Below are 13,799 nucleotides of genomic sequence, written 5' to 3'. Positions count from 1 at the left end.
ATAAAGATTGCCTGCATGGGTGCAGCAACTTTTGCACTTGACTATAACTCCCACTTAAGGTAGAACTCGCAAAATACAGATTTCGCAAATGAACACAAGGGAACCAAAAAGTGGATTTTCAATTGCTTACAACATTTTTTGATGCAGTTTCATGAACAATCAGATTGAGACAAGCCATGCAAACTCATTAAGAGATACAAAAAATGCCAAACTCAAGCGAAAACTTTATATATAAAAAAAAAACATTACTTATAATTATGAAGAAACTGTTAGCAATATTAATCGTTTTGGTGCTGTGTTTTCATCTTCCTCAGGGAGAGAATGCAGAGGGTGCAAAGGCAGGAAACGGGAACATTGAGAATACAACTGGTGCGAACTCCATAGAGCCAGCAGTCGCATGGTCATTGCCATTCCAACTTTCTGGCAATGTTACAGCTGGGCCTGTCATCAAAACTGATGGTAGCAAATACCATGCGGTCTGGGTTGAGAATAACACCACATTGTGCTATGCAAATTTCACAAGTGCAACGAATTTGAACAAAATAGTTTTAGTTAACTCTCCTTTACCAGTAATTGCGCTGGATTATGGATTAAGCAATTGCTGGCATCTCATTGCCTACACACTTGCCAATTACTCCACCTATGTTTATTACAGCAAAACCTCCACCTACTCCTGGCAAACAGCATACATTGGCTATGGGATTAATCCAAGTGTGTATGTGAACTGCACAGGGATTGAGAGTGAAGAAACTGCTTATGCAACTGCAAGGATTGGTTTACAGAATCTTACAGAGCTTTCTGTGTATCCAAATCAGAATCAGTTCTTGCTGGAGAACGCTGAGGTAAGTGGTGATGGAATTATGCTGGCGAAACATCCACTTGCATTACTCTCTGGACTTTACTATACCCAAACTGTTGCTTATTGCAACTCCATTTACATTTTTGGTGGCACAGAGGATGGCATCCATGGTAAAATAGAAATCTACAGATTTGATACATCAACAATGAAAATTGAGGTTGTTGGCTTTCTCCCGTACCCTTTTTTTGGTCATGTGGCTTTTGCATACGGAGATGCGGTTTACATTGCAGGTGGTTGCACCGAACTCGGGAATTATACAGATGGAATTGTTCGTTTCTGGCTTCAAAACTACACAATAGAAATGCTCCCACTCAAGCTCCCCCAACCGATGGCATTTGGTGCTGCAGCAGTCCATCAGGGCTCTGCAATAATTCCATTTGATGCGGTCTGGATTTTGCCTGGTGGCATAGACCAATTCTGGCGATTCAGATTTGATACAATGAGCATTGAGGTAAAACCAAGAATCTGGGAAATTCCAACCAATTATTCGCACATGGGTGCTGTGATGAACGGCGATTGCCTCTTCATTTTTGGAGGGCTTTCAGGTGAGCAATTTGTAAACAAAACTTACAAAATCTGGATGCATGATGGGATGAGTTACATAGAAAGCAAAGCGTTGCCATTTGGTGTTGCCGATATGGGTTATTACATGGCTGGAAACACGCTCTACATATTTGGTGGGAGGACTCCACATGGAATAACAGATAAAATCATAGAATGCTATTTCCAACCCTGGAGCTATCCATGGGAAGAACCAAAGATTGTGGGAGTGCTTGAGGAGCCAGTTTTTGGCTTGAGTGCCTGTAGAATTCGCGAGGGAGTGGATGTGTATTTGTTTGGTGGTGTAGATGAATTTGGTGCAAAGGATGCAGTGTATTACTACAAAATTGTTGATTACAGGCGAGGAAATATGCTTTATTCCACTGGATTTGAGAGTGTTGATGGCTGGTATTTGAATGTCTCTGAAGCAAATGTTGTAGAAATCACCAGAGGCAAATTGCACATAGACACAAGGGCAAATCGCTCTGGCTATGGCTACGCAGAATCACCCAGCTTCTTGCCACCAGTTGGAATTGCAGAATTTGAATTCTCAATTGATTTCATGTTGCCTTATTATGATAACCAGATGTTCTGGTTGTTGAAAGGTGCGGACTGGGGAATTGGTGTGGAGAGGAATTATTCGAGGAGTGATGAGTACGGGAGCATGATGTATGCGGATAGTTCAGGCAACTATTCATTTATCACATACATCTGGCGGAATCAATGGCATAACCTCCGGGTTGTGTATTCTGTGCCTTACTTCTATGTATTTCTTGATAATGTGTATTGCGGGATGTATTACAGGCCAGAGGTGCTTACAGCCAAAATAAGGATTGGAGACATTGAAGGCAATCCAGCAGATGCATACGGTGCTGGCTATTTTGATAATTTTACAGTTTATTCTGTGAGTGCGGTGAAATGGAGCGTGCTGGAAAGAATTTATGTGTACTATGAGGAAGGGAGTTGCGAATATCATTTTGCAGGGCAGGTGTTTCCAATCACATTTACACCACACTGGTATGGCACTGGCACAATTTCTACAACAGTGAGTTATGAAAACGAGTTTGCGAGAATAGAAAAAGGGCAGGTGTACAATTTCACAACAGAAACCACAGAATTCAGCGTGAGATTTGTTTTGCGTTCGGAAAGCCCTGTTTCCAGCCCTGTGCTCCAGAATTTCCATTTCTTCCTGACAGCATTTGATAGTTTTGCAGTTTATGAATGGAATGAGGTGTGGCATTATGACTTTCGTCTGAAAAAGTGGGTATGGGAGCTGGATGGAAACCCGACATGGGTGAACTTAGGTTACGGTGATGAGAAAATAGTAGGAAAGGCAAAATTTGTGGATGGAAATCTATATTGCAGTGTGAAAACGATGCTTATGAAGGCCTCCAGGATTCTGTGTTATGAGAAAACTGAGAGCTGGATGCTGAGCAAGGAGATTGCCACACTTTCTGGCAGTCCTTACTATGGTTTTGATGTGGCTACCTTCGGGAAACAAATCTGGGTTGTTTATGCAGACAATGAAACTGGATTTTATCAGCTCTATATGAAATACAGCAGGGATGCTGGCGAGAATTGGGACACGAAACGAATCACATTTGGATGTGGGAATGCGAAAGAGCCAAAGATTGGATTGGACACAAGAAAGAATGTGCATGTGATTTATTTGAGCAATGAGAATTATTACTGGAATGTAAACTATTTGAAGTATGATAGCTTTGGAAGAAATGTGGCATTATGGCAAAAAGTGACAGATGTGCATGAAGGCGAGATTTATGGGTATTACAGTGATGGTACACCATACGCTGGCTACACTTCCATTGGTCTCTGCACGGATTTGAGCGGAAATCCAAGGTTGCTTATGAAAAGCGCAGAGGGAATTGTGAGGTATGCAGATAGGGTGCCTGAGGCAACAGAGCAAGTGGAAACTGCTCAGACGACACTTCTGGCATTGCCAGATACTGCATTCAGCGGAAATGCAACACAGCAAAAGAATACACTGGATAATAAGTATGAAGCAGTTGCGAACATGCTGGAAGCAGGGAACACAAGAGGAGCAGTCAAGAAGATGAAAGAAGATATAAGGCCGAAGACGGAGGGCATCTGGGTCAGTGAGGTCACAGCAATTGGCATAATGAAGGAAACAAATATGGATATTATGGCGAGCATGGAAGGACCGCAGGTAACGATTTACCAGGTGAAAATCACTTCAATAAGCACTGCAACGGTGGAATTCTATATTAACTGGGGTGCTCATGCATACCAGGATATCCATGCCTGGCTATACACATCTACAGATTGTGAATATGAAACAAAGTTACTGTTTGGGGATACTGAACTTTCACTCTCTGGACTTTCCCAGAATGTGGAGTACACAATTATAATTAAAGCCACAGCAGAAGATGGCACTTCAGGCACAGCCTCCAAAACCTTTATTATTTCTCTCTCCATAACCAATGTGGTGGTAGACATTCTGCAAGACGGAGTGAGATTTGAGTGGGACACGACAGTGCCAACAGCGGAAAACACAGTAACAATTCGCCAGAATGGAAATTTAGTTGGCACATACAATGAGAGGGATTACTACACACAAAAAATCCGTCATTCAACGAATGTAATTACAGGTCTTGCAAAAAACACTGATTACAGGTATTACATTCAGGCAGGTGATGTGCAGGTCTCTGGGCCACTAAACATACCAGAAATCCAGATTAATGATGTAAATGTAGTTGCCACAGAGAACAGTGCAACCATTACCTGGAAAACGAACATAAATACAGACACAATGCTCTGGTGGAAGATTTACAAGCCAGATTGGGATGGCTATGGGTGGGGTCTCTCCAGCAAGGCAGAGAGCACAAAAACACACACTGTTGTGCTGGACCATCTAAATCCGGCAGAGGACTACGATTACTACATCGTAGCAACAACAGTGGTAGATGGTCAGACATACACAGCTAGTTATGGTAGCAAAGAACAGCCACACAGTTTCACAACGGAAACAGCAATCACGGTGTTGCAGGTAGAGGACTATTACGAGCCAGCAAGAGATGAGAATGGGGTAAGGGTGTGGTGGGAGATGCCTGGGGTTGTCGGAAAGATACAATATGCAATCCGAGTTATTGAAGGGAGTAATGTAATCTACCAGACGGAGGTGGAATTGGCAGGAGAGATACAAAGTTATGAAATCCCAGAAAATGTTGGGTTAGCAAGAAATGTAGAGTATAAGTTTTCTGTGTCTGCAACAATAAACGGAAAGACAGTGGTAAAAGAGAGTGTTGGTAAGATAAACGATGCTGATGGAGATGGTTTACCAGATGAGGAAGAAGTAGCTGGATGGAATGTGCTAACCTATATGTATCCGATGAGTATAGAGTATGACCCAGGCAATCCTATTAATTGGCCATATTACACTCAGCATGTTACCTCTTCCTGGCACAATTCAGACACTGATGGAGATGGTTGGCTGGATAGTATGGAGAAAAAGGCAAGAACATTTCCGTTTGAACCATCTGGTGGGGTTGGTGGTGGAGGTGGTGGTGGCCATCCTCCACTCATCTGTAATGTGGGAGAAATGCCTGGTCTTACAGGAATTCCTCAGAATCTCAGGGGTAAGGATACAGACCACGACAATGTTGATGACAAAGACGATATCAATCCTATTGTAGGGTATGAATGTATTAGGGTAAGGATGAAATACAAGTGGGGACCACAGTATGGTATTTCCTACACTGTTAAAGTGGGCGATTACACCCGAAGAGTTTCCATAGATAATGTTAATAAAGAGAGAAAAGAGATTTTTTCATTTAGGAATGATTACGGTGTGGAGTCGCTACCTCTTGAAATTGAATTTAAGTATGGAGAGGACGAGAAAACAATAAAGTACTGGGGAAGAAAGGAAGGAAAAACATATTTCTGGCAAATTGAAAATGGAATAGAAAGAAGAGATGGAGAATGGGAGAATATCAGTTGGAGTATAGGAAGCATTAGTGTAAGTATTGAGTCTTGTGGTAAGGACCAAGATGAAGACGAGTTAGGGTACTGGGAGGAAATAAAGGTGGGCACAGATGTGGATAAATGGGATACGGATGAAGATAAAATGCCAGATGGTTGGGAAGTGAAAAATGGATTAAATCCGAGGAGAGAGGATAGCAAAGAAGATGAGGATGTTGATGGGATTTCTAACTATATAGAATATCTTTTGGGGAGTGCACCAAATTCGCACATTACGGGCCAAGTTTGTTACCGCGTAATTGAGATAGACACCGTAAACAGTAGGTTCACAACAGAGGAGAGATATTTAGAAACAGGAGAAATAGAGAGATGGGAGAACTTAGCTGGAGATAATAAATTGTATGGGCCCATAGACCTTTCTACAGTTCCGCCAGCAAATCCAACGATTCTGTACCCTTCACCTGGAAGACCTGCAATAGTAGATTGTAATTTACACACAAACTTTGAAATTGTGTTATCTCCATCCGTGCTCAGTCAGGACAGGATTGAAGTGGTGGAAATATTGAAAAGCGATGGTAGTGCACACTATACAGTAAGCATAGTCAGCACAACATATGACAGCGTAAATCAGAATTGGCACATTCAATGTAATCCAATAGGTTCACAGGAAGGGGTGTACGATATAACTGTGTGGGTGACTCATGGAGGGAGCTTAATAGCAATTACTCAAAAGCATTGTTTAGGAATACTCCCCTATAAAAACATATTCAAAATTATTCAGATAACAGATACCCATGTTGGGAGCAAGTGGTCAGGCAGCAGTGACACGGATTACCACACCGCTCACTTGTGTGCAATTATCAACAGAATCAATATATTTGAGAAACCAGAGTTCGTAGTAATAACAGGTGATTTAATAGATTGGGGAGGGTTGTCTCTTGGGGTTATTCCAATTCAGGATACTGATAATACGAATTCCATGAAAGCATTCAAAGGTGCAATTATGATGTTAAACTGCCCTGTATTTACAATACCAGGAAATCATGAGATGTTAGACTATTACATGGGTGCGTGGAGTGTCCCTGGAAGCCCATATAGGCGATGGGTTGATTTATATAGATTGTGGTTAGACCCATGGGCGTTTGACGGCACATGGCCACTATCCTATGGAGGTTACTACTATAGTTTTGATTATGGTAACTACCGATTTTTGTGCTTAGACACAGGGTATTGCCTTGACTTGTCTTCCTATACTGTTACAGGTCTAACTTCCTCTCAATGGAACTGGCTGAATTCGGAATTGGGTACACAGAACAGCCAAATAGGCCATTACTTCATCTTCACACATGCACCGATTGTGTATGAAAATGGGCACGGTTGTATCACTAATTACAGAGAGGATATTATTAATCTCATCAACGCCAACGGAAAGGTTGAGGCCGTGTTCAGTGGGCATACACATCACATAAGATATTACGGAGGAGATATCCTTGTCACACCCTCAAACATGAACCTAAGCAGACAAACCCGCATTCCACCCTGGATTCCATTCTCTTGGGATCCTCTTTATATAACCACACAAAATATGAAATAATCTTCATTTGGGGGGTAATGAAATATGGTAAAGAAAAGGCGTCATATAAAAATTGCAACAATTTTGGTAGTTGTATCTGTGTGCATAATGATTCTAATACTACCTCTTACAGTGTTCTCAAAAGATAGTAGTAGAATGGCTACCGCTCAAGAGACTTATAGAATAATAGAGCGTCATATCAAAGAGCAGTGGGGTGAAAATACGTTTTATCTAATTACAATATTTGCGGATAGCACTATTGATGGAAGGGCATCTGAGTGGGAGGCATGGTTTCTGATTGGTGAGTCAAATTTTTTTTCGTATAGAGTGTCCCTATCTACGAATAAAGTTACAGCCGAAGAGTTCTCGTTTATCCTCTCCTATAATATTACTGAGATCCAGATTAAAAAATGGAAGATAGATAGTGATGAAGCTTATAAGATTGCAAGGGAAAATGCTACACTTCGTTCAAAAGGAATTGAAAGCAGTGGAGACTATGAGATTTCTATGCAGTTGTTTGTAAAAGAATATCTAATAGAAGAAAGAAATGAAAGCCAGCTAAGATGGGTATGGTATATAGGATGGGAGGGTGCACCGTACTTCATGAACGAAGGATCCAATTGGGCTCATGTGTTTATAGACGCAGAAAATGGAAAAATAAACAATCTTGAAGTAAGTATTGAAAAACCATCATATTTTTGGTACACACCCAACCCACAAAATCCCTGGTTTATGTGTTGTATAGGCACCCTAACAATTTTTATCGTAGGTACTGTAGTGCTTCTGAAAACAGGCATGATACGAAAGTGGATAGAGAACTGGAGACGAGAAAAAGAAGAGGAATGTAGAAGAGAATACGAAAGGAGAAAAGTTGAATGGGAGGATAGGAAACTATGACCGCGGTAGATATACAGATTTTTGGAAATTCATTATTGCCAAGTATAGGGTTTTCCTCTGTACCAGTAGATGGAAGTTATACTTCAGCAACGATATCATGGACACGAAGTATTTCAACTACTACGGAAGTTTCTCGGGAATTTTATTACCTGAGCCTGAATTGTTATGTTCAGTGGAAATATTATATGGTCGAGAGCACAACAGTGCATGTGGTTGTGCTGGACCATCTAAATCCAGCAGAGGACTACGATTACTACATCGTAGCAACAACAGTGGTAGATGGTCAGACATACACAGCTAGTTATGGTAGCAAAGAACAGCCACACAGTTTCACAACGGAAACAGCAATCACGGTGTTGCAGGTGGAGGACTACTACGAGCCAGCGAGAGATGAGAATGGGGTAAGGGTGTACTGGGAAAGTGCTGATGAGACTGAAAGAGGGTATCTTATCGAAATTTTTGATAAAGAGACCCAATTCTTGGTCTACTCAACAAAGATTGAGGAAAGTGGGAGACTCCACGAATATGAAATTCCCACGGGGATTTATCTGCCAGAAAATGTTTCCTATGAATTTAAGGTGAATATGATAATCTCTGGCGGAAAAGGAGGAGAAGAGACAAGGAGTGATAACTCCATTCACATGGCATCATCAGACATGGATGGAGATGGCCTAACAGATGCAGAAGAAATAAGAGGCTGGGAGGTATTTTCATTTCAGAGACTTGGGGATTGGGATTCCACATCAGATTATTCTCTTCTTCGCTGCTGGGTGCGTTCAGACCCATGTGTAGGAGGTTGTGATGATGACAATGATGGTTGGAATGATTTTGAAGAGAAGAAACACAGATGCGCACCTTCACCAAGAGCAACTGGTGGAGGAGGAGGTGGTGGGCATCCACCGCTGATATGCAGCATCATAGAGTTGCCCTCAACTTCAGTTGATGGGTATGATACGGATGGAGATGGGATAAGAGACAGTATAGACCCATTACCAAATCAGCCAAAAACTGCAGTTGAACTTGTGGTAAAAGATTGGAAGATTTACACGGCAGGAATGATAGATGAAGTTAAATTTGAGTTTTCTGTGAGGGAAGAGGGAATAACTCAAGAGTGGGTAGGTGGCGAGGGGAAATGGAAAATTCGGTTTTCAAACATTCCTCCGATGTTGTCAGAAATCACATTAGAAAATATCAAACTTAAGAAAAGAACGGGCGATGTTTGGACAACCATTGACATCAATCCAGAAGGAGGGCAAGATACCTTAACGCTCGCATATGATATTGTAAGAGGCACATGGGAAGGTGATGACACCCTGTTTGATAAGGATGGATACGGACATGCTAAAGGAGATGCAACTGCCAATTGTGGCGAAATATGGTTTGAAATTCGGCAGTCAGATATTGACATTGATGCTTCAGGACTCTGTACTGGTGATGCAGGAAAGAAATGGAGTGGCTGGAATCTTACAGTGGCGAGAGAATTGGAGATTGGAACGGATCCGCTAAGTGCAGATACAGACAGAGATGGTTTACCAGATGGCTGGGAGTACAAATATGGCTTGAATCCTTGCTGTGCGGTGGGAATTGATGGTACATACGGGAATCCAGATGGAGATGCACTCTCTAACATTCAAGAGTACACACTTGGGACAAACCCAGTAGAATACACATCTGTAGGGGAGGCATCGTTCAGAATGGTAAATGTATATAGTGAGAGATTTGAAACATGCATTGTAACTTCTACTTCCACTACATACCTAAATTTTATGACAGAAGTTGCTGAAGGCGAGCTGGCAAGTGCCAATGACCCGATTTATGGGCATGGGTATTTACCTGGATGGATGTACTGGCCTGAGCCAACAACAGATACATTAAAATATCCTACCTTAGGAGTTCCAGAGATTGTAGTCAGGGGAGACAGTGGAAGTGTAACAGTGTATATAGAGATAGGGAAAAAGGTGAGTGGAAATGTAGTAGTAACTGCTTATCCACTCAGCAGTGGCCAGAGATATGGAAATGGATATACAGCGAGCAGTGTATCTTCAATTTCGCCCACCAAATATCTTACAAAAATCTGGGCTGTGTTTTCTGAGATTCCTATAGGGTATATGTATGATTTAGAAGTGGTTGGTCAGGAGGGTAGATTTAAGTCTGCACATTCTCTGTATGTGGCAAGTTCTACAGAATTTTACAGTGAGATATTTACCTTCGTGCAACTTACAGATACCCATGCAGGGAGGCGATGGTGGGGCTATGATGTGCCTGGTGGGGGTGGTGGGCGCACTACAGATTACCATATGGCGAGATTGTATGCAATCATCCAATATCTGAACAACCCACGGGGCGAGATAAATAAGCCTAAATTTGCGTTATTTACAGGAGACTTAATAGACGACCCATGGGATACCTATGGGATGAAAACTGTAAGAAGTATAATTAAAGTGGCAAATTTCCCTGTTTTTTGCACACCAGGAAATCATGACGGAAGTATTATTTCACCCTATGACGCCTACATTTCACAAATAAAGGACTATTATTTCAGGTGGGGAAATTATGAATTCATTTCTTATGATTCTGGCTGTATAGATGATTTTAGCACGAGATTAACTGGCTTGGAATCATGGCAGTTATGGTGGTTGGAAGGAGAGATAAAAGAGGCTCACAACTCTGGGAAAAGAGTGTTTGTGTTTTCTCACGGACCGAATGTTGGTAATCCAGAGTTCAGACATTTCCAGACTATGCCCATGTTTGGGACGAATGATAACGATATGCCTTTCGTAAAATTTCTTGCAGAGAACCCAGATTATGTGGAAGCCGTGTTTTGTGGACATACGCATGAAAAACACGAATATGGAAATGCGATAACTCCAATCTCCCCAACGAACATCAACACCCCACCAAGATTTTCGGAGAGCACTATCCCATTAGGATGGCCTACGGTGTACATAATAACCTCGTCTTCAACAGAAAGGTGAGTTAATGAAAATTCTAAAAGAGAGGATGAGAATAGTTGGTATAGTAATATTCATTTTAGTTGTGTTAGTTATATGCGGATTGCCCTTCTATTTTTACGAAAAAAATTCTCAGGCAGCTATCTCCTGCAAAGAAGCTTTTGCTTTGCTTGTGGAGAAAATGGAGTTAAAGGAAAAAAATATACTTCTATCAATGATAATAAAAGGCTGGGATGATAATAGAATAGATGGGAAATCTCATACGTGGGATTTTTATATTTTTATAAAAACTAATCAAGTTTATAAAGGTGGAATAGTACGTGTGGTTGCAACAGGGAATATTGAAGTTAACCAGTGGAAACTGTATGAAGAGATAAATCTTTCCACAGTATTTACAATTGAAGAGTGGTATATTGATAGCACCACTGCAATTGAAATTGCGAATAGGAATCAGACACTCGGGCAATTTTTCTCAGCGAGAGAAGATGCTTGCATAGAACATATGCAACTCTTTATTTCCTCAACGGGTCAACTAGAATGGTGGATACATTGGAATTCTCCAAGCTATCCATATGATGAAATTAACATTGGCCATGCTGAAGCACATATTGATGCAACAACTGGACAACTCCTTGAAGCGAAAGAGGTTGGGAGCGAACTACATGTCTATCGTTGGTACACTCCAACATTCCAAAACCCATGTTTCACATTGTGCTTGTTTCCTCTCATTCTTTTTTGTGTGTTTGTTACAGTGCCAGTGATTGTTTGGCGGATTAAAAAGAAATACGGCTACAAAAAAGAGAAAAAAGCTTATGAGGAGCTGAAGCGTAGGTGGGAAATGGAGGAAAAGAAAAATGGAAGGGTGTGAGGGAAATGACACTTGACCAGGTTTATGTGGAAGCCGTGTTTTGTGGACACAATCATACAAATGCTTATTTTGAAAACCGGACGCAATATAACATCAATTGGGGTGCAAATTCCACCACAACAGAAAAGAAAGATGCATATTACATCTACAATACTTTTTATATCCAGACAAGAAGCTCTACAGATAGGTGGTGAAAACCACGAAACGGGTATCATGGGTGTGGGTAATAGCCGTTTGTTTGATTCTCTTTGCTTGTTTGCTTTTCTATGGATACTATTATGAGAATACAAACCAAAGACCAAATGAAAAAAGAATAACTGCACTTTCTTTGTTATCTAAAAGCATGGAAGAAGCAAAAAAATGGAAGAGTGATGCAGTTTTAATAAACATTTTTGGTTTTTCTGATGTTGATGGAAAAAGTTGGTTATGGAGGTATTTCTACACAGCTCCCTCAGCCGCTGTAAATGATTCTTATTCCACATGGTACGAGTGTTATGAGATCTCAATTTACTCCTCTGGTGAAATTGAGCAAGGATATACTATGGGTGTATCAGAATACATCCCGATTGGAAATTTGAGTAATATTATTGATAGCGATGTAGCTATGAGAATAGCAAGAGAACATCCAAAATATCAGGAGTTTTTTTTCTATTCTTCCGAAAGTGAAAGTATGTATCAGGAGATGCAATTATATATACCATTTGAGTTCTTCAATGGATCTTATTTGCCTGTTTGGGAAGTTACTTTCGTGGCTCAGGATGGGTTGTATTTAGATGATTTTCAAAATTGTGCTGTTATCAAGATCAATGCCACTTCAGGGAGAATAATACATGCAGAGAATGCAATTAATGGGTATGCCTATCATTGGTACACGCCAGCCTTCAGAAACCCATGTTTCACATTGTGCTTGTTTCCTCTCATTCTTTTTTGTGTGTTTGTTATAGTGCCAGTGATTGTTTGGCGGATTAAAAAGAAATATGGCTACAAAAAAGAGAAAAAAGCTTATGAGGAGCTGAAGCGTAGGTGGGAAATGGAGGAAAAGAAAAATGGAAGGGTGTGAGGGAAATGACACTTGACCAGGTTTATGTGGAAGCCGTGTTTTGTGGACACAATCATACGAGCGCTTATTTTGAAAATAGAACAGTGTCTAACATCAATGACCATGCACCCTCAACAGACCAGAAAAAGTCATATGAATACATATACAATACACTATATGTGCAAACCAGACCCTCTACGGAATGAAGGAGGTGGATTAACTTTATGAAAAGGACCTCGTGGTTATGGGTAATTGTAGTGTGCACGCTTCTTCTTGTGTGTGTGCTATTTTACAGATACTACGCTTTCCTGGAAGAAGGGAAAGAGCAGAAAGTAACAGCCTTCTGGGGATTGGAAAGAAGCATGGAAGAAGCGAAAAAATGGAAGAGTGATGCGGCTTTAATAAATATTCGAGGTTATCCAGATGCAGATGGTATGGCTCCTTTTTGGACATATACATATACTGCTTTATCATGTGCGGTAAGAGAGGGGAATGATACATGGTACAGGGCTTATCGGATTACCATCTATTCTTCAGGTAAAGTTAATGAGGACTTCGCCACAGTACCAGAGTTCCTTCCCCTGCAAAATTGGAGTAATATTCTTGATAGCGATGTTATAATGAAAGTAGTACAGAAAGAGAGAAGATATCAGGAATTTTTTTCAAATTCTTCAGGTGGCGATAACGAGATTTCAAAATATGTGCAATTACAGATAAGTAAGATTAATGACACTTTTTACTGGCCTATCTGGTATGTTTATTTTCAAGTATTGATTGGAGTGTACCCTGCGGACTATATGAATTGGGCAAGATTCCAACTTAATGGCACATCCGGGGAAGTAATAGAGGCTGAAACACATATTGAGGGTCATGCATACAGGTGGTTTCAACCTCCGAGTCCTTGTTTCGTCTGCTTTTTCTTCCCCCTAATTCTCGTTTTTTTATTTGTTGTGTTACCTCTCACAGTTTGGAAGTTACGAAAGAAATAGGGTCATAAAGATTTGGGGTGCTAGTATATAAAGCAGCATGGTTCTATTCACAACTCCTAAACCTTAATTTATTTCTAAGAATTCCCTGAATAAAAACGAAGGAGGATGGGATGCATGGCAATCTCC

Annotated in this window: 8 protein-coding genes; all 8 read left to right on the top strand. The window is 40.9% G+C overall.

Going from position 1 to position 13,799, the window contains the following annotated elements; genetic code table 11:
* Positions 1-257: 257 nt before the first annotated feature.
* Positions 258-6,950 (top strand): metallophosphoesterase, encoded by a 6,693-nt coding sequence (locus tag QXD64_07105; protein MEM3397078.1) that lies wholly within the window; start codon positions 258-260, stop codon positions 6,948-6,950.
* Positions 6,951-6,974: 24 nt separating this feature from the next.
* On the top strand, positions 6,975-7,826 hold the full coding sequence (locus tag QXD64_07100) for a hypothetical protein (GenBank protein ID MEM3397077.1): 852 nt from the start codon (positions 6,975-6,977) through the stop codon (positions 7,824-7,826).
* A gap of 185 nt (positions 7,827-8,011) precedes the next feature.
* A complete protein-coding gene (locus QXD64_07095; protein MEM3397076.1) occupies positions 8,012-10,801 on the top strand; it encodes a metallophosphoesterase in 2,790 nt (929 codons plus the stop codon).
* Positions 10,802-10,805: 4 nt separating this feature from the next.
* Complete coding sequence (locus QXD64_07090; GenBank protein MEM3397075.1) at positions 10,806-11,645, top strand: hypothetical protein; 840 nt, start codon at positions 10,806-10,808, stop codon at positions 11,643-11,645.
* A gap of 5 nt (positions 11,646-11,650) precedes the next feature.
* The gene (locus tag QXD64_07085; GenBank protein MEM3397074.1) at positions 11,651-11,839 is read left to right on the top strand and encodes a hypothetical protein; all 189 of its coding nucleotides are present in this window, start codon (positions 11,651-11,653) and stop codon (positions 11,837-11,839) included.
* Positions 11,840-11,988: 149 nt separating this feature from the next.
* Entirely contained in the window at positions 11,989-12,705 is a 717-nt protein-coding gene (locus QXD64_07080) for a hypothetical protein (protein ID MEM3397073.1), read from the top strand.
* Between the two features lie 5 nt (positions 12,706-12,710).
* Positions 12,711-12,890, top strand: coding sequence for a hypothetical protein (locus tag QXD64_07075; GenBank protein ID MEM3397072.1), 180 nt, complete (start codon positions 12,711-12,713; stop codon positions 12,888-12,890).
* Positions 12,891-13,046: 156 nt separating this feature from the next.
* The gene (locus tag QXD64_07070) at positions 13,047-13,673 is read left to right on the top strand and encodes a hypothetical protein (GenBank protein MEM3397071.1); all 627 of its coding nucleotides are present in this window, start codon (positions 13,047-13,049) and stop codon (positions 13,671-13,673) included.
* Positions 13,674-13,799: the final 126 nt, after the last annotated feature.

The organism is Thermoplasmata archaeon (genome assembly GCA_038874435.1).
In the GTDB taxonomy this organism is placed as follows: Archaea; Thermoplasmatota; Thermoplasmata; order Lutacidiplasmatales; family SKW197; genus SKW197.
This window is presented reverse-complemented; position numbering and strand designations above follow the sequence as displayed.